Source organism: Nonomuraea sp. WAC 01424 (genome assembly GCF_003947315.1).
Classification (GTDB): Bacteria; Actinomycetota; Actinomycetes; order Streptosporangiales; family Streptosporangiaceae; genus Nonomuraea; species Nonomuraea spiralis.
In genome coordinates, this window is the sequence record NZ_QHHZ01000015.1 from 1 (window position 1) to 19,062 (window position 19,062).

General features: G+C 70.2%; 17 protein-coding genes and 2 rRNA genes. 15 read left to right on the plus strand and 4 right to left on the minus strand.

Annotated elements, in window-relative coordinates:
* The 4 genes from DMB42_RS35495 to DMB42_RS35505 form a co-directional block, all read left to right on the plus strand.
* A 23S ribosomal RNA gene (locus DMB42_RS35495) occupies window positions 1–129 on the plus strand; the annotation flags it as partial.
* A 141-nt stretch (window positions 130–270) separates the two neighbouring features.
* Window positions 271–387: ribosomal RNA gene (rrf, locus tag DMB42_RS35500) — 5S ribosomal RNA — on the plus strand.
* 790 nt (window positions 388–1,177) lie between these two features.
* Window positions 1,178–2,506 (plus strand): hypothetical protein, encoded by a 1,329-nt coding sequence (locus DMB42_RS53610; RefSeq protein ID WP_185845056.1) that lies wholly within the window; start codon window positions 1,178–1,180, stop codon window positions 2,504–2,506.
* Window positions 2,404–3,435 (plus strand): hypothetical protein, encoded by a 1,032-nt coding sequence (locus tag DMB42_RS35505; RefSeq protein ID WP_260478142.1) that lies wholly within the window; start codon window positions 2,404–2,406, stop codon window positions 3,433–3,435. The genes DMB42_RS53610 and DMB42_RS35505 overlap by 103 nt, the downstream gene beginning before the upstream one ends.
* 89 nt (window positions 3,436–3,524) lie before the next feature.
* On the opposite strand, the gene DMB42_RS35510 is transcribed toward DMB42_RS35505, so the two are convergent.
* Window positions 3,525–4,478: an MBL fold metallo-hydrolase gene (locus DMB42_RS35510; protein ID WP_125642065.1), complete on the minus strand. Its 954-nt coding sequence runs from the start codon at window positions 4,476–4,478 to the stop codon at window positions 3,525–3,527.
* Between the two features lie 83 nt (window positions 4,479–4,561).
* On the opposite strand from DMB42_RS35510, the gene DMB42_RS35515 reads away from it, so the two are divergent.
* Complete coding sequence (locus DMB42_RS35515; RefSeq protein ID WP_125642068.1) at window positions 4,562–4,954, plus strand: single-stranded DNA-binding protein; 393 nt, start codon at window positions 4,562–4,564, stop codon at window positions 4,952–4,954.
* Between the two features lie 285 nt (window positions 4,955–5,239).
* Here the strand turns inward: DMB42_RS35515 and DMB42_RS35520 are convergent, their stop codons facing one another.
* A complete protein-coding gene (locus DMB42_RS35520) occupies window positions 5,240–6,841 on the minus strand; it encodes a DUF1015 family protein (protein WP_260478143.1) in 1,602 nt (533 codons plus the stop codon).
* A gap of 122 nt (window positions 6,842–6,963) precedes the next feature.
* Here DMB42_RS35520 and DMB42_RS35525 point away from each other — a divergent pair, with 122 nt between their 5' ends.
* Window positions 6,964–7,389: a tetratricopeptide repeat protein gene (locus DMB42_RS35525; RefSeq protein ID WP_125642073.1), complete on the plus strand. Its 426-nt coding sequence runs from the start codon at window positions 6,964–6,966 to the stop codon at window positions 7,387–7,389.
* Between the two features lie 507 nt (window positions 7,390–7,896).
* Here DMB42_RS35525 and DMB42_RS35530 read toward each other — a convergent pair.
* A complete protein-coding gene (locus DMB42_RS35530) occupies window positions 7,897–8,334 on the minus strand; it encodes a TipAS antibiotic-recognition domain-containing protein (protein WP_125642076.1) in 438 nt (145 codons plus the stop codon).
* 124 nt (window positions 8,335–8,458) lie between these two features.
* Here DMB42_RS35530 and DMB42_RS35535 point away from each other — a divergent pair, with 124 nt between their 5' ends.
* Window positions 8,459–9,430, plus strand: a complete 972-nt coding sequence (locus DMB42_RS35535; RefSeq protein ID WP_125642080.1) for an HAD-IIA family hydrolase — start codon at window positions 8,459–8,461, stop codon at window positions 9,428–9,430.
* 711 nt (window positions 9,431–10,141) lie between these two features.
* Here DMB42_RS35535 and DMB42_RS35540 read toward each other — a convergent pair.
* On the minus strand, window positions 10,142–10,489 hold the full coding sequence (locus DMB42_RS35540) for an SCP2 sterol-binding domain-containing protein (RefSeq protein ID WP_125642083.1): 348 nt from the start codon (window positions 10,487–10,489) through the stop codon (window positions 10,142–10,144).
* Window positions 10,490–10,616: 127 nt separating this feature from the next.
* On the opposite strand from DMB42_RS35540, the gene DMB42_RS53615 reads away from it, so the two are divergent.
* The 8 genes from DMB42_RS53615 (at window position 10,617) to murJ (ending at window position 19,058) form a co-directional block, all read left to right on the plus strand.
* Window positions 10,617–10,790 carry a hypothetical protein gene (locus DMB42_RS53615; RefSeq protein WP_185845028.1) on the plus strand — a complete coding sequence of 58 codons (174 nt, stop codon included), beginning with the start codon at window positions 10,617–10,619 and terminating at the stop codon, window positions 10,788–10,790.
* Window positions 10,787–11,599: a TlyA family RNA methyltransferase gene (locus DMB42_RS35545; RefSeq protein ID WP_125642088.1), complete on the plus strand. Its 813-nt coding sequence runs from the start codon at window positions 10,787–10,789 to the stop codon at window positions 11,597–11,599. The genes DMB42_RS53615 and DMB42_RS35545 overlap by 4 nt, the downstream gene beginning before the upstream one ends.
* Window positions 11,596–12,498, plus strand: a complete 903-nt coding sequence (locus tag DMB42_RS35550; protein ID WP_125642091.1) for an NAD kinase — start codon at window positions 11,596–11,598, stop codon at window positions 12,496–12,498. The genes DMB42_RS35545 and DMB42_RS35550 overlap by 4 nt, the downstream gene beginning before the upstream one ends.
* Window positions 12,499–12,589: 91 nt before the next feature.
* Window positions 12,590–14,299 carry a DNA repair protein RecN gene (gene recN, locus DMB42_RS35555; protein ID WP_125642094.1) on the plus strand — a complete coding sequence of 570 codons (1,710 nt, stop codon included), beginning with the start codon at window positions 12,590–12,592 and terminating at the stop codon, window positions 14,297–14,299.
* Between the two features lie 73 nt (window positions 14,300–14,372).
* Window positions 14,373–15,569 (plus strand): putative cytokinetic ring protein SteA, encoded by a 1,197-nt coding sequence (gene steA / locus DMB42_RS35560; protein WP_125642097.1) that lies wholly within the window; start codon window positions 14,373–14,375, stop codon window positions 15,567–15,569.
* Window positions 15,566–16,540, plus strand: a complete 975-nt coding sequence (locus DMB42_RS35565; RefSeq protein ID WP_125642100.1) for a copper transporter — start codon at window positions 15,566–15,568, stop codon at window positions 16,538–16,540. The genes steA and DMB42_RS35565 overlap by 4 nt, the downstream gene beginning before the upstream one ends.
* A gap of 1 nt (window position 16,541) precedes the next feature.
* The gene (locus tag DMB42_RS35570; protein WP_125642103.1) at window positions 16,542–17,393 is read left to right on the plus strand and encodes a hypothetical protein; all 852 of its coding nucleotides are present in this window, start codon (window positions 16,542–16,544) and stop codon (window positions 17,391–17,393) included.
* A gap of 72 nt (window positions 17,394–17,465) precedes the next feature.
* Window positions 17,466–19,058 carry a murein biosynthesis integral membrane protein MurJ gene (murJ, locus tag DMB42_RS35575; RefSeq protein ID WP_125642106.1) on the plus strand — a complete coding sequence of 531 codons (1,593 nt, stop codon included), beginning with the start codon at window positions 17,466–17,468 and terminating at the stop codon, window positions 19,056–19,058.
* The last annotated feature ends 4 nt before the right edge of the window (window positions 19,059–19,062 follow it).

The following is a 19,062-nucleotide window of genomic DNA, read 5'->3' on the forward strand; positions in this document are numbered from 1 at the left end:
CCTTGAGATGAGGTCTCCCACCACGTGAGTGGGTAAGGCTCCCGGTAGACGACCGGGTTGATAGGCCGGAGGTGGAAGCATGGTAACGTGTGGAGCTGACCGGTACTAATAGGCCGAGGACTTGACCACAAAGCATATTGCTTTGGTGTGTGCTGCGCTCTGTTACTCTTCGCCGGGTCCGGAGCTGCGCCACACCAAGGAAATTCTTGCCCGCGTCCACTATGCAATTCTGAAACAGCAAGCGGCACACGCTTGACAGTTTCATAGAGTTACGGCGGTTATTGCGGGAAGGAAACACCCGGTTACATTCCGAACCCGGAAGTTAAGCTTCTCTGCGCCGATGGTACTGCACTCGGGAGGGTGTGGGAGAGTAGGTCACCGCCGGACAATCTTTCAAAGAAGGCCCCACACGGCTAGGTGTGGGGCCTTCTTTGCGTTGGGATGCCAGCCGTCCCGGTGCTGGTCGTGCGCGTCCTAGGGGTAAGACGGTTCGGGTAGTTGCGGCCTGGCGGTCGCTCGGGTGTGAGCGTCCTCTCGCAAGCTTCGGTGTGTTTGGCATTGTCGTTTCGCCTAGCGATGTGAATGGCCGGCCAATCGTCCGGAGGGTGCAACATCATGTCTTCCTCGAAATGCAGCCAAGTGCTCTTCCCGGTAAGTCGTTCGCGAAATCGCGTGCCAAATTCTTGGGCGAGAGTGGTGCGGTGGCGGGTGAGGTTGTTGACCAGGTTCTCGCTGGCCGGAAGGTTTGTGCGGAGGTCTGGTGGGCTCGTGAACGTTCGGGGGCTTGCTAGGCTGGGGGGACCGGGCCACCTCCACGGGTGGCCTTCGTCGCGTAAGGCCCGAGGGCGGGCAGCGACCAGCCACGGTGGACCGCCGTTGTGAGTCCGCTGAGTGAGCCAAGGAAATGGACCAGAAGTGAACAGAGATAACGGATCGGACGGCGGACAGCGCGGGCGCGGCGACTACGGGGACAGGCGCTCTGGCGGCGGCAGGACTGGGGGATACGGCTCTCGCGGGCGTGATTCCGGTGGCGATCGTCCGTTCCGTTCCGAGGGCCGGCCGCGTCCGTACAACCGCGAGGACAGTGCGCCCCGAGGCGGAGAGGGCTCGAGCGGCGAGCGCGGGCCGCGTCGTGAGGGTGGTTCCCGGGACGAGGGCCGCTCCTACCGCGACCGGGATGACCGCGGGCCGCGCCGCGAGGGTGGTTACGGCGAGCGCCGCGAGGGCGGTTTCGGCGAGCGCCGCGAGGGCGGCGAGCGTCGCGAGAGCCGGTACGGCGATCGCGGGCCGCGTAGAGAAGGTTTTGATCGTGGTCCGCGTCGTGAGGGTGACGACCGAGGGCCTCGTCGTGAGGGCTTCGATCGCGGGCCGCGCCGCGAAGGTGACGAGCGTCGTCCCTTCCGGGATCGTGACGACCGCGGGCCGCGCCGCGAGGGCGATGAGCGTCGTCCTTACCAGGACCGCGGGCCTCGGCGTGAGGGCGGCGGTTACGGTGACCGCGGTCCGCGCCGCGAAGGGTACGACCGTGGCCCGCGCAGGGAGGGCTTCGACCGTGGCCCCCGTCGTGAGGGTGACGAGCGTCGTCCTTACCAGGGGCGCGTTCCTCGGCGAGAGGGCGGCGGTTACGGTGACCGCGGTCCGCGTCGTGAAGGTGACGATCGCGGTCCGCGTCGTGAGGGCTTCGATCGGGGGCCGCGTCGTGAAGGTGACGACCGTGGTCCGCGTCGTGAGGGCTTCGATCGTGGTCCGCGCCGCGAGGGCTTCGATCGGGGGCCGCGTCGTGAAGGTGACGACCGTGGTCCGCGTCGTGAGGGCTTCGATCGTGGTCCGCGTCGTGAGGGCTTCGATCGTGGTCCGCGTCGTGAGGGCTTCGATCGGGGGCCGCGTCGTGAAGGTGACGACCGTGGTCCGCGTCGTGAGGGCTTCGATCGTGGTCCGCGTCGTGAGGGCTTCGATCGTGGGCCGCGTCGTGAGGGTGACGACCGTGGTCCGCGTCGTGAGGGCTTTGACCGTGGTCCGCGCCGCGAGGGCTTCGATCGCGGGCCGCGTCGTGAGGGTGACGACCGTGGTCCGCGTCGTGAGGGCTTTGACCGTGGTCCGCGCCGCGAGGGCAGTGGTTACGGGGAGCGCCGTGACGACCGCTTCGGCGATCGTGGTCCGCGTCGGGAAGGCTCCGACCGGGGGCCGCGCAGTGAGGGTTTCGACCGCGGTCCTGGTAGGGAGGGCTTCGACCGTGGCCCGCGTCGCGACAACTCCTACGGGCCTCGTCGTGAGGGCGGTTACCGCGAGTCGCGTCCGTTCTCGCGTGATGACCGTGGGGAGCGTCCGGGCGGGGGCACCCGTGCCAGGTACGGCCGGGACGACCGCGAGTCCGAGGCTCCGCAGCGCGAGAGGCTGCCCGAGGTGGCGCCGGACATCACCGCGGAGGAGCTCGACAAGGAAGTGCGTGAGGAGTTGCGTTCCCTGCCGGGAGACCTCTCCGACCTGGTCGGCAGGCACCTGGTAGCCGCGGAGCGCGCCCTGGAGGAGGACGATCCCGACAAGGCTCACGAACACACCAAGGTGGCGCGCCGGTTCGCCGCGCGCATCGGTGTCGTACGTGAGGCCGCGGGCATCGTCGCCTATCGGGCTGGACACTTCTCGGAGGCGCTCAGCGATCTGCGCGCCGCCAGGAGGATGACGGGGTCGGAGGCGTACCTGCCAGTCATGGCCGACTGCGAGCGCGGTCTGGGCCGTCCGGAGCGGGCCATCGATCTCGTACGTTCGCCGGAGGCGGAGCGCCTCGACCGGGCCGGACGCATCGAGCTGACCATCGTCGAGTCGGGCGCCCGGCGTGACCTCGGCCAGCAGGACGCGGCCGTGATCACCCTCCAGCGCCTGCCCGAGCTGCGCGACCCGCAGCCCAAGCCGTGGTCGGCGCGGCTCGCGTTCGCTTACGCGGACGCGCTGGCCGACGCCGGTCACCAGGAGGCGGCGACCGACTGGTTCGCCCGGGCGATGGCCTTCGACGAGGATGGTGAGACGGAAGCTGCCGAGCGGTACGCCGAGCTGACCGGTGCCGTCATCGAGGACGTCGAGGAGGACTTCGACGAGGAGGACGACTTCGACGACGCCGGCGTCGCCGAGGAGGGCAACCTGGCTGAGGAGGAGGAAGAGGACGCCGAGGCCCTGGCCGAAGCGGGCGACCTCCTGAGCGCCGAGCCTGAGCCTGAGCCTCAGGCGGAGGCCGAGGCTCCGGCTGAGGCTGAAGATTCGCTGGACGAGGATGCCGTCCAGGAGGAGGAGCCGGCGGCGGCCGAAACCGAGGCCGAGGTCGAGGTCGAGGCCGAGACTCCGGGGATCACGCCGGCGTTCATCGAGCCGAACTTCGGTGACGTACTGGACGACGAGACGGATGAATCCGCTCAGGACCAGCCGAAGAAGAAGGACGACTAGGTGTTGCTGCTCCGCCGTACCCCTGCTGGTTTGGGGTGCGGCGGAGCTTTTGTCTTGTCTGGGGTCTGGTCAGTTGGTTGTGCGGGTCGTCATCGTTCGACGCGGTTGAGCCAGTGGAGGATTCCCGCGACGTTGGAAGGCGCGCCACTCAGCAGTTCGAACTGCTCGGCCGTCGCGTCGTCCGACTGCAGGGCGACGTAGCGCTCCTTGGTACGGTCGGCGACCATCGCGACCGCGTGGTCGAGGTCCAGGCCCTCTGAGTGTGCCTGGCGGGTGAAATCCACCCAGACGCGGAGCTCTTCTGCGGATCGCTCAAGCGTCTCCTGTACGGCGCCGACCGGGCCGTAATGGCTGAACAGCAACCGTTGCGGGCCAAGTGCCTTGAACAGTGCGATCGAGTCGAGTGCCGTCTTGAGGTCGAAGTCCGGCGGCGGCGTGGCGGGGCGCAGGTCGCCGGTCTGCGGCAGGTACACGCCCGCGGCGTCGCCGACGTACAGGTCGCCGGTGGCGGAATCGATCAGGCCGACGTGGTGCTTGGCGTGACCGGGCGAGTAGTGGCTGCTCAGCGTGCGGCCGTTGCCCAGGTCGATGGCTCCGGTGTCGCCTAGGGCGACGATGCGCTCGGCTTCGGTGGGGGACAGTTCGCCGAAGAGGGTGTCGAGCTGGTCGCCCCAGACCATTCGGGCGCTCGCCATGAGACGTGACGGGTCTGCCAGATGGCGCGCACCCTTCTCATGTACGACGACCTGCGCCGAGGGGAAGAACCTCGCGATGTCGCCCACACCGCCCGCATGATCCAGGTGGATATGGGTCACGACCACGGTCGCCAGGTCGTCGGGGCCGACACCGAGCGAGGCGAGCGCGTCGCGTACGACAGGCGCCGAAGTCGAGGTGCCCGTCTCCACCAGGCACGGCCGGTCCCCCAGGATCAGGTAGCCGGCGGTGATGCCCGAGTATCCGGCCATCTTGGTGTCGATCTCATAGACGTCGCCGCCTAGTGCGGTGATGTTGTCCACAGGCACTCCCGCGCGTACATCCGTCATCCCCAGAACGACGTTCGTATCGATCCGGGCTTCCCCTCATCGTAGAGAGTGATCTCCACCGGAACACAAACGGGAGGACGACAATGGATCGGAACGAGGTCGTGCTGGTGGGGCGGCTGTCCGCGGCTGTCGAGGAATACGAGATGCCGAGCGGCGACACGGCCACGAAATGGCGCGTCATCGTACGCCGCCGCCGGAGGCACAGGCGAGGCCCGGCCCTCACCGACAGCATTCCGTGCATCACCTTCGATCCCGAAGTGGCGGAGATCGTACGAGGTCTCATGCCTCGCGACTTCATCGAGGTCACGGGGGCGTTCCGCTGCCGCGTCTTCGGCCCGGCCGCCGCCAAGACCTTCCGGTACGAGGTGGAGGTGAGCACCGTAACCCCGGTCGAGGGCGCCATGTCCGAGCCGTCCGAGGAGGCGGTTCCGAGCCGGGGGCCGCGCAAGGTGGCTCAGTTGGCTGCGGCGGGGTGAGTTCGCTCACGGCGCCGGCGCCGGCGATGGCGTTCTGAGCTGTCTCAGGGGACGTGGGCCTGTGCGAGGTGGGTTGCTCACGTCCCCGCGCTGACAGAGGACAGAGGGCGTGAACTCGCTCTGGCCCTCCCCGCGGGTGCTGCGGCATGCGTGGGGAGGGGCGGGAAGACGGAGGGGCCGGTGAGATGGCTCGCCTCCGTGACGGCAGGGCGGGGCGGGGCGGGCAGGCGCTGCGGAGCGGGACGGAGGCGGGTGCGGGGCTAGGGCGCGAGTCAGGGGGGTGGGTCAGTCGATGGCGAAGGTGCGTAGGACGAGGCCGGTTCGTGGCTTCGGGCCGAAGGAGGTGGACTTGCGGGGCACTCGTTCGCCGCCTGCGGCGACCGCGAGCCCGTCGTCGACCTTCAGCGGCTTGAGGATGACCGCTGTGCCGCCCGTACGGATCGCGAGCCGCAGTGCCGCCTCGGTGTCATGGTGGACGATGCGTACGGCCTGGTCGTCGTCCCTCATTCCCCACACCTTCGGCATGATGAACTCCGTGAGGATGGAGGTGTTCAGCGAGTTCCAGCGGTCCGAATGTCGATCGGGCATCGCCAGGTTGAGCTGCACCGGGTCGGGATCGGTGAGCAGGTGGGCGCCGCCTTCTCCAGCGAGCAGGAAGGCGGGTTCGGCGGTGTTCTCAAGCGCCTCCAGGCCCTGCGCCAGGTCGTCGTAGTCGTGCACCTGCCACGAGCCCCTGGCTCTGGCTGTGGCCTCGGTCAGGGGGAGACCGGGGATCACGCGGTGGATGGCCTTGAGGTCCGGAGGGTAGGCGGCGGAGTCGACGATCAGGGCCAGGCCGAAGTCCCACGGGCCCAGCGCCTGGCGGGGTGCGTTCGCCGTGGGCTGGTCGGGGGAGGCCGGCTCATCTGACGGATGAGCCAGGTGGTCGGTCAGCTCGTGGCGGATCGAGGCGACTGGGCTGGGAGAAGGGCTTACGGAGCGTTCTGAGGGGGTGGCGGGTTCGTCCGGCGGCGTGGGGGGCTTGTTGTAGTGCTGGTCTGGGGAGGCCGAGGGCTCGGTTGACGGCTCGCGCAGAGGTTCGTTCTGGGGGGTTCCGTCGCGCAGAGCTTGGCGGGCGGCGTGTTCCTGGCGCTGGAGGACGCGGTAGGTCGCGTATCGGTGGTGGCCGTCGGCGATCAAGGCTTGGCGGTTGCGGAGGTCGGCGTTGATGGCGGCGATCTCGGCCTGGTCGGTGATCGCCCAGAGCCGGTGGGTGAGGCCGTCCTCGGTTTCGGCCGCGATGAGAGGCGGTCGCTTGCCGGCTACCTCGTCCACCAGGCGGGTGGCACTGCCGTGCTCGCCGTTGTAGAGGAGGAAGATGGGTTCGAGGTTGGCTTCGGTGGTGCTCATGAGGGCCAGCCGGTCGGCGATGGGGCCGGGCATGACGTCTTCGTGGGGAAGGATGACCCGCTGGGTGGGGTCGATCAGGCCGACGTCGCCGATCAGGCCGCGCTGAAGGACGTGAGGGCCGCTCTGTTCGTACACGTACAAGGCGGGGGTGTCGTCGGCGACCAGGACGCCGGCATCCAGCCAGGCCCTCAGCGTGTCCCTGGCCTCGGCGTACCGGGCTTCGAGTGGTACGTCGGTCCGGTGGTCGAGCTTGAGCGGGGTACCGGTTGGGCGACCGGGGGCGCTGCCGTCAGCGGAGGGTGTCGCTCCGGGGTTGCAGGGAAGGATGAGGCGGACGACGTTGTTCGGGTGAGAGGCGAGGAGGGATTCGACGTCCGCGTCGCTGATCAGGTCGTACGGTGGGGAGGTCACCTTGGCGGGATCTTCGACAGCGAAACGTACGCCTCGGAAGGGCCGTAGCACCAGCCCGTCCGGCACCGGCAGTTCAGGAATCCCCATACCGGGCATGCTCCCATAAATGCTTGCGCCTTCCGGAAGTTGCCCCAATCGTTCCCTGCCGCGCCCCTCCGCGGCGACGTGGCAGCGTGGTTCGTCGTCCAGCGATGAAGGAGTCCTCACGCATGGTTCAGGGCGGAAATGGTCACGATGAGTCCTTGGGCGGCGCTCCCGGGGGCGGCGTTTACGACTGGTACCAGCGTGGTGTGAAGCTGCTGAAGGAGGGGAGCCCGGCGGCTGCGGCGGCGTTGCTGGAGCGGGCGGCTGCGGCTGAGCCCCAGTCGCGCAGCATCCTTGAGGCTCTGGCACGGGCGCAGTTCAACTCCCGCCAGTACGCGGAGGCCGCGGCCAGCTTTCGGCAGATCGTGGATGCGAATCCGGCTGAGGATTATGCGTACTTCGGGCTCGGGCTGTCGTTGTGGCGTACCGGTGATCTGGAAGGGGCTCAGGAGCCGCTTGCCATCGCGGTGGCCATGCGGCCGGATGAGCGGCACTATGTGTCGGCTTTGAAGAGTGTTCGTGCGACGTTGAGGGCTCGTCGGGAGATGTAGGTGTTGTAGGCCGGGGGCGGGCGCTTGACGGTCCGGGCGATCGTGAGGCGGGAAGGTCTGCGAGGGCCGCCGGGCGATCGGGTGATGTCCGTGACACAACTGCCTTGGATCGAGACAGGGCTGTCCGTCGTTGTTAGCGGCTGTCGGTTGTCGTGATGCTCAGGGGCATACCGTCGCGATCGCTCGGGGGCTTGGGGGACGAGTTCCCGGCCGCGGCGGAAGTGTTCACTGTGGTGGGGCGGTCGTTCAGGGGCCAGAGCGCGCCCCTTTCAGGGGGCCTTGCGATACGAGGCAAGGGGGGCACGGCTGGGTCATGACCGGTGGCTCGAACGCGAAGAAGTTCGTCTGCGGTCGTTGTCACGTGAACCGAGGGCCGGATGCTTCTGTCGGGATCCCTTCTTACCTCTCCTGTCTTGTATGGGGGGGGCCGGATTTGAGCTGTCTCGTTGCCTCCGCGGGAGGGTGGCCGTGGGGGCGGTGTTGCGGGAGAGGCTGCGGTGCGGAGGGTCAGGTGTGGCGGTCGGTGTTGGTGAGGATGGCGGTTCGGAGGTAGGCGGCGAGGCCGGAGGAGGTGCGGTCGAAGGCGGCGGTGAAGCGGGGGTCGGAGACGTACAGGTCGGCCAGGCCGCGGTGGATCTCGTACGTGCAGTCGTAGAACCAGCGGGAGATGTGGGCGCGGTGTTCTTCGGCCAGGTCCATCGCATGGTCGCTGTCGGCGGGGACGCCGGCGTTCATGGCGTCGGAGAGGCGGGCCGAGAGGGCGGACGCTTCCGCCTTGTACCGCTGCCAGTCATCCTTCGTGTACGACGACATGCGGCGCGCGGATTCGGCCCAGGCCTGCGTGCCGCCCCAGCGTTCCTCGGCCTCCGCCGCGTTTGCGTCATGGGCGAAGTCGCCGAAGACTTCTGCGTGTTCCTCGGCTGTGAGGTTGAGCTTGCCGGACATGGTCGTCCTTTCGGTCGGGCAGAGGAAGAGGTTTCCCGCCTTCGGGTGCGAGGGCGACCTGTGGCGGGGTACGAACGCGACGCTAAAGTCTCACGCGGCGTGAGAGTCAACGGGAAGAGGCGCTGTGCTGATTGACGGCTATGACACCCTGCTGCTCGACCTTGACGGCGTGGTCTACCTCGGACGTCATGCGGTGCCCGGGGCCAGGCAGGCGCTGGAGGAGGCGCAGGGCAAGGGGATACGGCTCGCGTACGTGACCAACAACGCCTCGCGGACGCCCGCCGCCATCGCCGCCCACCTGCGGGAGCTCGGCGTTCCGGCTACGGCGGTCGATGTCGTGACCTCGGCGCAGGCGGCCGCGCGACTGGTCGCCGAGCGGGTGGCTCCCGGAGCCGCCGTGCTGGTCGTGGGCGGGTCGGGGTTGCGGATGGCCGTACGGGACCGGGGGCTCAGGCCGGTGTCCACCGCGACCGAGTCGCCTGTCGCGGTGGTTCAGGGGATCGCCCCCGGCTTGTCGTACGGGCTGCTGTCGGAGGGGGCGCTGGCCGTACGGCAGGGGGCGTTGTTCGTGGCGTCCAACGGTGACAGCACCATGCCGACCGGGCGGGGCGAACTGCCGGGAAACGGGGCGATGGTCCGGGTCATCGCCGCTGCCACCGGGGTTGAGCCGGTTTACGCGGGCAAGCCGGATCCGCCGTTGCACCGGGAGTCGATGATCCGTACGGGTGCCCGGCGGCCGCTGGTGGTGGGGGATCGGCTGGACACTGACATCGAGGGGGCGTCCAACGCGGGGGTGGAGAGCCTGCTGGTGCTCACCGGGGTGGCCACGCCGCTCGACGTGCTGACCGCCGCACCTCGGCATCGGCCGACGTACCTCGCCGAGGACCTCGGCGCGTTGCTCCAGCCCTATCCCGAGGTGCGAGAGGGGGCCTGCGGAGGGTGGCGGGCCACGTGGCGGGACGGCGTGCTGCGGCTCGAAGGGGAAGGCGCCCGGATCGACGGGCTGCGCGCGGCCTGCGACGCCGCCTGGACGGCCGCGGGAGAGGGGCAGGTCGAGGAGGATGCGGTCAAGGAGGTTCTGGAGCGCATCGGGTGAACGCTGCCGGGTGTCTGCGGCGTCGAGTGAAGGCTTCCGGGCGTCGGCGGCATTGGGTGAACGCTGCCGGGCCTCTGCGGCATCGGGTAAGGCTGCCGCGTGTCAGCGGCGTCGGGTAGAGGCTTCCGGGCCTCTGCGGCGTCGAGTGAACGCTTCGGGTCGTTTGCGGTATCGGGCGAAGCCACAGGGTGGTGCTCTGTGGGCAGGGTCCTCCGGGCATCGATGGGGGTGCGGGGCTGTTCGGGGGTGGATGAGCGGGGCCGGATCGTCTGCGGTGTCGGGTGAAGGTCGCTGGGGAGCCGCTGTGATGAGAGACGACGCTGGGCAGGTTGAGGGGTCTCTTCGCACCGCCCGAGCTCTTCTGGAGCAATCCGTCGGCCATTTCGCCAGCAGGCCGACGATTGTGGCGACGTGCGGCTTCAGCGTCGGCTGCCGGTAGCACGCGAGAGACGGCTCGTCTCGCTTTCGGGCTCTCTTCTGCCGTTCAGCAGACCGTGGCCTGCACGTACCGGCGTACGTCCGGACCAGCGCATACATGCGGCGTGGCGTGGACGGCGTCCGATCGTCTGCCCTCTGGGGGCGGGCAGACGCGGGAGGAATCGTGAGGGGCGGCGGCCTTTGGCGAGCCGGTCGGTGTTGGTGGCCGGGGCAAGTGTTCGCTCGTCGCCTAATGGTTAATGAACGCATTAAATGGCTCGGGACGTCCGGCTCTCAGATCAGCTTACGCAGGCGCAGCAGGTCGCCGAAGCTCGCGTCGATCTTCACCCGGCCCCCGAGCAGGGCACGGGCCAGGTCCAGTTCGCCGTCGACGAGCGCGATCAGGTCGTCGCTGACAATAGTGATCTTGACGTCGGCCGGTCTGCCGCCCGCGGGCGGGTCCTCGGTGAACGGGTCGAGCCCCCCGTGGTGCAGCCGCCCGTAGAAGATCATGTCGAGGTCGGACACCCGGGCGCTGACCGTGCGCTCGACCACGTGTTTGGCACGATCCTCCGCGCCGATCTCGTCGAACTGGGCGACGAGCCTGGCGAGTGCCGCCCGGCACTCCTCGACGCTTGCCATGTTGGGCATCCTTTCTTTCCCTTTGCGGTCGGTAGCGTTCCACATCACTAGCACCCCCGTATGAGCTTCAACGTGTGACACGCCTGCCAAGGTCCCGGGCGCTCGCCCGAGGCGTTACGGTCGAGTCATGACTGAGCTGCCGGAGGAGACCGGTGACGAGCGGGTCGACGCCATCGTGGCCGATCTCGGTCGTGTGGGCGAGCTGCCGGTGCACGAGCACGTGGCGGTCTTCGACGAGGCTTTCGCCGGGCTGGAGTCCACGCTCGCGGGTGCGGGCGACGAGGCGCTGGGCGAGCGGTGAGCCGGAGGATTCGTCTCGACAGCGAGCTGGTGCGGCGGGGCCTGGCCAGGTCGCGTGAGCAGGCCGCCCAGCTCATCGAGGACGGGCGGGTCAGCGTGGGCGGGCAGCAGGCGCGCAAGCCCGCGACGCAGGTCGACACCGCCTCGGCCATCGTCGTCGCCGAGTCGGCCGACGGGCCCGATTACGTTTCGCGGGGAGCGCACAAACTGCTCGGGGCGCTGGAGGCGTTCAAGAGCCTGTCGGTGGAGGGGCGCAGGTGCCTCGACGCGGGCGCCTCCACGGGGGGGTTCACCGACGTGCTGCTGCGCCGCGGCGCGGCGCAGGTGCTCGCCGTCGACGTCGGCTACGGTCAGCTCGCCTGGTCGTTGCGCACCGACGAGCGGGTGACGGTGATGGAACGCGTCAACGTCCGCGACCTGACCCCCGAGATGGTCGGCGAGCCGCCCACGCTGGTCGTGGGCGACCTGTCGTTCATCTCGCTGCGGCTCGTGCTGCCCGCGCTGGCGCAGGTCGCCGCGCCGCGGGCCGATTTCGTGATGCTGGTCAAGCCGCAGTTCGAGGTGGGCAAGGAGCTTGTGGGCGCGGGCGGGGTGGTGCGCGATCCCGAGCTGCGGGCCCGCTCGGTGCGTGACGCCGCGGCCAAGGCGCGGGAGCTGGGGCTGAGCGTGCGGGGCGTGACCGCGAGCCCGCTGCCCGGCCCTTCCGGAAATGTCGAATATCTGCTCTGGTTGGGCAAAGGAGAGGGTGAGCCGCCCGTCGCCGAGCTCGACGCCGAGATCCAGCGTGCCGTCGCGGAAGGGCCGCAATGAACCGGACCGTGCTGGTAGCCGTCCACACCGGGCGGGGTGCCGCCGTCGAGAGCGCCCGCCTGGTCATCAACCGGCTGGTCGACGCGGGCATCAACGTACGTGTCCTGGACACCGAGGCCGGTGACATCGGCTGCGGCGGGGTGGAGGTCGTGCCCAGCGACGACCCGGGCTCGGCCAAGGACGCCGAGGTCATGATCGTGCTCGGCGGCGACGGTTCGCTGCTGCGCTCGGCCGAGCTGGCCAAACCCGCCGGAACGCCGCTGCTCGGGGTCAATCTCGGTCATGTCGGGTTCCTGGCCGAGGCCGAGGTGGCCGACCTGGCCTCGGCGGTCGACAGCGTGGTCGCCGGGCGCTACGACGTCGAGGAGCGTATGACGATCGACGTCCTGGCCAGGCAGAACGGCCGGATGATCGCAGACACGTGGGCGCTCAACGAGGTCACCGTGGAAAAGCAGGAACGCATGCTGGAGGTGGTCGCCGAGATCGACGGGCGGCCGCTGTCCCGGTGGGGCTGCGACGGCGTGATATGCGCCACTCCTACGGGTTCGACCGCGTACGCGTTCTCGGCCGGCGGGCCGGTGGTCTGGCCGGAGGTGGAGGCGCTGCTCCTGGTGCCGATCAGTGCCCACGCGCTGTTCGCCCGCCCGCTGGTGGTCTCGCCCCGGTCCACGATGGCCGTGGAGATCCTTCCGGACACTCCGGGCGGCGTCCTGTGGTGCGACGGACGCCGCCGTTTCGAGCTGCCCTCGGGTTCACGCGTGGAGGTTCGCCGGGGCGCCGAGCCGGTACGCCTGGCCCGCCTGCACGGCGTGGAGGCCACCGGCGCGCCGTTCACCGACCGGCTGGTCGCCAAGTTCGAACTACCGGTTCAGGGATGGCGCGGGAGAGTGCGACCCTGAATGAATGGGGGGCAGACCGCGTAGGATCACGTGGGCAACAGGTGACCGGAGACACCCCGGCCATCAGGCACGGCAGTGACGGGAGTGGGCAGTGCGACCAAGGGTCGAGGAGGTCCGCATCCAGGGGCTCGGCGTCATCGACGAGGCCGTTCTCGAGCTTTCGCCGGGCTTCAACGTGGTCACCGGCGAGACCGGCGCGGGCAAGACGATGGTCGTCACGGGGCTCGGGCTGCTGTTCGGCGGGCGGGCCGACCCCTCGCGCATCCGTCCGGGAGCCGACCGGGCGACCGTCGAGGGCACGCTCGTCATCGAGTCCGGCGGCCGGGTCGCCCAGCAGGTCGAGGACATCGGCGGTGAGGTCGAGGACGGCGAGCTGATCATCTCCCGCGCCGTCTCCGCCGAGGGCCGCTCCAGGGCCTGGCTCGGGGGCCGTACGGTGCCCGTCGGCACATTGACCTACCTGGCCGACGACCTGGTGGCGGTGCACGGGCAGATGGACCAGCAGCGGCTGCTGCAGGCCGCCAGGCAGCGCGGCGCGCTCGACCGCTACGCGGGCAACGAGCTGGTCAAGCCGTTGCGGGCGTACTCGCAGGCGTACAAACGGCACAAGCAGGTGGGGGCGCTGCTCGACGAGCTGACCACCAAGGCCAGGGAGCGCGTTCAGGAGGCCGACCGGCTGCGGTTCGGCCTGGAGGAGATCGAGAAGGTCGACCCCAAGCCGGGCGAGGACGTCGGCCTGCGGGAGGAGGAGGAGCGCCTCTCCCACGCCGACCCGCTGCGCAGCGCCGCGACCACGTCCCACACCGCGCTGCTCGGCGACCCGATGGAGGCCGCGGGCGGCGCCCGCGACGTGGTCTCGCTGCTCGGCGAGGCCCGCGCGGCCGTCGAGGCCGTGCGCGACTACGACGCCCAGCTCGCGGGCGTGGCCGACCGGCTCGCCGAGGCCGGATACCTCATCTCCGACGTGGCCACCGACCTGGCGGCCTACGCCGAGTCCATCGAGGCCGATCCGGGCCGTCTCGCGGCGGTGCAGGAGCGCCGGTCGGTGTTGTCCAGCCTGATCAGGAAGTACGCCGAGGACAGCGCCGGGGTGCTGGCCTGGGCCCAGCAGGCGGCCACCCGCCTGACCGAGCTCGAAGGCGACGACGAGCGCATCGAGGAGCTCACCCGCGAGTACGAGGAGCTCACCGCCAGGCTCACCACCCTGGCCGCCGAGCTCACCAAGGTGCGCGAGACCGCCGCCGAGCGGTTCGGTCAGGCCGTGACCGAGGAGCTGACCGCGCTGGCCATGCCCCACGCCAGGGTCGTGGTCCAGCTCACCCAGAGCGACGAGTTCGGCCCGGAGGGCGTCGACGAGGTGGAGCTGCGGATGGCCGCCCATCCGGCCGCCCCGCCGCTGCCGCTCAACAAGGGCGCCTCCGGCGGTGAGCTGAGCCGGGTCATGCTCGCCATCGAGGTCGTGTTCGCCGGCGCCGATCCGGTGCCGACGTTCGTGTTCGACGAGGTCGACGCGGGGGTCGGCGGCAAGGCCGCGGTCGAGATCGGGCGGCGGCTGGCCAGGCTGGCGCGCACCGCGCAGGTGATAGTCGTCACCCACCTTCCCCAGGTCGCCGCCTTCGCCGACCAGCATCTGGTCGTCGAGAAGGCGAGCGACGGCAGCGTCGTACGCAGCGGCGTCGTCACGCTCAACCACGAGGGGCGCGTACGCGAACTGTCCCGCATGCTGGCCGGTCTGGAGGACTCCGAGCTGGGCCGGGCCCACGCGGAGGAGCTGCTGGGGCTGGCAGCGGCTGACAGGTGATTCGGTGTGACATAGTGGACACGCCGTGTAGTGCTTGGCCTCCGCGCTGTTTCCCTCTGGCAGGATGGTCTTGATGAAGGTTCCGGGGAGCAAGTTGCCGGGCCTCCGTGGCAGGAAGGTCGGGGACCTTCCCGGTGTAACGGCAGTGGCGAGAATCGACCGGCGTACCAAGAGGCTCACGAAACGCCTCCAGCCCGGGGAAATAGCGATTATCGACCATGTCGACGTTGACCGGGTCAGCGCGGAGGCGCTCGTCGCGTGCGGCGCGGCGGCCGTGGTGAACGTCGCCTCGGGCATCAGCGGCCGTTACCCCAACCTGGGGCCCCAGATTTTGCTGGACGCGAACGTGCCGTTCGTCGACAACGCCAATCCCGAGCTGTTCGAGCGGGTCAAGGACGGCGACGTCATCCGCGTCCACGAGGGCGTGATCTACCTCGACGACGACGTCGTGGGCAAGGGCGACGAGCAGACGACCGAAGCCGTCGAGGCCGCCATGGCCGAGGCCCGCGCCGGGCTGGCCGTCCAGATCGAGGCTTTCGCCGTCAACACGATGGAGTACGTCCGCGGTGAGGGCAAGCTTCTCATCGACGGGGTCGGCGTGCCTGAGATCCGCACCTCGATGGAGGGCAGACACGTCCTCATCGTGGTGCGCGGGTATCACTACAAGGAAGACATCGCCACTCTTCGCCCGTACATCAGGGAATACCGGCCGGTCCTCGTCGGCGTCGACGGCGGCGCCGACGCGCTCCTGGAGGCCGGCTACCTCCCCGACGTCATCGTCGGCGACTTCGACTCCGTCTCGACCAAGGCACTGACCTGCGGCGCCGAGCTCGTCGTGCACGCCTACCGCGACGGGCGCGCGCCCGGCCTGGAACGGGTGCATCAGCTCGGCCGCGAGGCGGTCATCTTCCCGGCCACGGGCACCAGCGAGGACATCGCGATGCTCCTGGCCGACGACAAGGGCGCCGAGCTGAACGTCGCGTTCGGCACCCACGGCACCCTTGAGGAGTTCCTCGACAAGGGCCGTTCCGGCATGGCCAGCACCTTCCTGACCCGGCTGATCATCGGCAGCAAGCTCATCGACGCCAAGGGCGTGAGCAGGCTCTACCGCAGCCGCATCACCACCTCCCAGCTCCTGCTGCTCGTGATCACCGCGCTGATCACCATGGGGGTCGCGCTCTTCCTGTCGCCGCTCGGCCAGACCTGGCTGAACGGCCTGCAAGACGTCTGGAACGCATTCATCTTCTGGCTGGTCGGACTCTTCTCGTGATCGATTTTCGCTACCACCTCGTCTCCATCGTCGCGATCTTCCTGGCGCTCGCCGTCGGGATCGTCCTGGGGACCACGCTGCTGCAGGAGCCCGCGGTCAAGTCCGCACAGGAGCTGACCGCGCAGCTCACCAAGACGAAGGACGAGCTGCGCGTGCAGATCGACCAGTTGCAGGGCCGCGAGGCCGGCAACGACGCCTTCGTCACCAGCGTGACGCCGAAGCTGGTGGCCGGCGAGCTGACCGGCCAGCGCGTGCTGCTGGTCGAGACGCCGTCGTCGAGCACCACGTTCCGCGAGGCCGAGCAGCAGGTGCTGGAGGAGGCGGGCGCCGAGGTGAGCGGGCGCGTCACGCTGACCGAGAAGTTCTTCGACCCCGACCGCAGCGGCGTGCTCGACGGCCTGGTCAACCAGCTCAAACCGGTCGACATGGTCTTCCCGTCCACGGCGACCGTCTGGGGCAAGGCCGCCACGCTGCTCGCGTCCACCCTGCTCACGCCCGACCAGGCGCAGGCGGGCACCCCCAACGCCGCGACCGCGGCCGTGATCAGCGGGTTCGAGACCGGCGGGCTGATCGGCACCGACGGCGACCCCGCCAAACGGGCCACGCTGGCGGTGATGTTCGCGCCGGAGAAGGCGTTCGAGGGCGAGCAGGCCGAGACCCAACTGGCCGCGCTCGTGTCGGTCGCCGACCGGCTCGACGCGGGCGGCAAGGGCGAGGTGCTGGCCGGCACCGCCGCCAACGCCGGCGCCACCGGCGGAACCATCACCGCCCTGCGCGACGATGGCGAGGTCGCCAAGCGCGTGTCCAGCGTCGATACCGTGGATATGCCCGCGGGCCGGGTCGTGGTCGTCTACGCTCTCCGAGAGCAACTGAACGGGCGCGTCGGCCAGTACGGCGTCGGCAGGGGAGCCTCGACCACCCAGCCCGCGTTGCAGACCGCCACACCCTCACCGACCCAGTCTGGGAGCTGACATGGCCCGTGGCCTGCTCTACGCGCTGGCCGGCGCCGCGATCGGCGCCGCCGCCGCCCGCGCCGCCTACTCCGCCTTCACCCGCAACCGGCCGGCCGACCTCGGCGGGCGCTGGACGCGCAAGAACCACCGCGGTGAGCCCATCACCCTGCTGGAGGGGCCCGCGTTCGTGGCGGGCGCCGGGGCGGCGGCCGCGCTCACGCCCGGCCTGACGCCGCGTACCCGGCTGGCCGCGGCGCTGGCCGGCGTCGGCACGGGCGCCCTCGGCGCCTACGACGACCTTTACGGCACCACCTCCTCCAAGGGCTTCAAGGGCCACCTGACGGCCCTGGCCCGCGGTGAGGTCACCAGCGGCGCCGTAAAGATCCTCGGCATCGGCGCCACCGGGCTCGGCGCGGCCGCCCTCGTCTCCGACGGGCCCCTCGACACGCTGGTCAACGGCGCGGCCATCGCGGGCGCGGCCAACCTGGCCAACCTGTTCGACCTGCGTCCCGGCCGGGCGATCAAGGTCGGGCTGCTGGCCGGCGGGCCGCTGCTTGCCGTCTCGCTGCTGCGGTCGTCGCCCTCGGCCGCCGCCCTGGCCGCCGTCCCGCTGGGGGCCGCCGCGGCGCTGCTGCCCGACGACCTCGGCGAGCGCGCGATGCTCGGCGACGCGGGCGCCAACTCCCTCGGCGCCCTGCTCGGGCTGGCCGCGGTCACCAAGCTCGGCAGGCCGGGCAGGCTCGTCCTGCTGGGCACGGTCGCGGCGCTGACCGCCGCCTCGGAGAAGGTCAGCTTCACCAAGGTCATCGCCGCGAACCCGGTGCTCAACCGCATCGACATGCTCGGGCGGCGTCCCGTCGACCACGTGTGACCCTCCGCGCACGATTGTCGGTGGCACCTGCCAGGATGTCGGCGTGACCGGATGCTGGGCGGGGGAGGCCGCGTGCGGGGTGTGACGGCGCGGGGCGTGGCGGGTGGCGCCGTGCTCATCGGGGCGCTCACCGTGCTGGCGCGCATCGCCGGCTTCGCCAAGCAGTACGCCTTCGCCCAGACGGTTGGCACCAACTGCCTGTCCACCGCCTACATGACGGCCAACCAGATCCCCAACATCGTCTTCGAGGTGGTCGTCGGCGGCGCGCTGGCGGGCATGGTGGTGCCGGTGCTCGCCGGGTCCGCCGCCTCGCGCGAGCGCACCGGGCCCATCAGTTCGGCGCTGCTGACGTGGGTGGTCGTGGTGCTGGTGCCGCTGGGGGCGCTCACCGCGCTGTTCGCCGGGCCGATCATCGGGCTGTTCTTCGGCGAAGCCGTCAAGGGGTGCGATACGGCCAGCGTCGTCGCCCTCGCCACGCGGATGCTGGTCGTCTTCGCCCCCCAGATCCCTCTGTACGGCGTGGCCGTGGTGCTCTACGGCGTGTTGCAGTCGCACAAGCGCTTCGCCGGGCCCGCGGTCGCGCCGCTGGTGTCGAGCATCGTGGTCATCGTGGCGTACCTGCTGTTCGTGCCGCTCAGCCTGGGCAAGGTCGATCCGGCCACGGTGCCCGGGCCCGCCGAGCTGGCCCTGTCGGTGGGCACCAGCCTGGGCGTGCTCGCGCTCGTGCTGACCGTGGTCGGGCCAGTGTCGCGGCTGGGGCTGCGCTGGCGGCCCACCTTACGTTTCCCCGACGGTGTGGCCGGGCAGGTGCGCAGGCTCGCCCTGGCCGGGGTCGCGGCGCTGCTGGCCCAGCAGGCCGCCATGATCGTCGTGGTGCTGCTGTCCAACAAGGCGATCGGCAACGGGGCCATCACCGTCTACAACTACGCGTGGGCGATCTACCTGGTGCCGTACGCGGTGCTGGCCGTGCCGATCGCCACCAGCGCGTTCCCCCGCCTGTCGGCACAGGCCGGTGACGAGGTCGCGTTCTCGGCGCTGGCGGCCCGTACCACGCGGGCCGTGGTGCTGGTGAGCGGGCTGGCCGCCGGGGTGCTGGCGGCGGCGTCCGGGCCCGGGGCGGTGGTGTTCCTGGGGGGCAAGACCCAGGTGCCCCCGGCTCAGCTCGCCCTGGCGGTCGCGCTGTTCGCGCCGGGCATCGTCGGCTACGGGCTCATCACCCATCTGAGCCGGGTGCTCTACGCGGCCGGGCTCGGGCGGGCGGCGGCGACCGGGACCGTGGCGGGGTGGCTGGTCGTCATCGTCGCGCAGACGGTCCTCGTGCTGGTGCTGCCCCTGGAGTGGAAGATCGGCGGGATGGCGCTGGGGATGAGCGTGGGCATGACCGCCGGTGGGGTGCTGCTGCTCGCGTCCGTGGTGCGGGCGCGGGGGAGCGGGGCCGCGGCGGGGCTCCTCAGGGCCTCGGGGGCCGCGGTGGGCGGCGGCGTGCTGGGGTATCTGGCCGGGGCGAGGGTGGTGTCCTGGCTCGGCGCTTCGGGCATCTGGCCGAACGTGGGGGCGGCGGTGCTGGCGGCGGCGGTGGCCGTGGTCGTCGGGGTGGTTGTCGTGGCGGTGGTGGACCGGGCCGACGCCAGGGGTGTGGTGGGGCTGCTCCGTAGGGGTGGCTGATCCG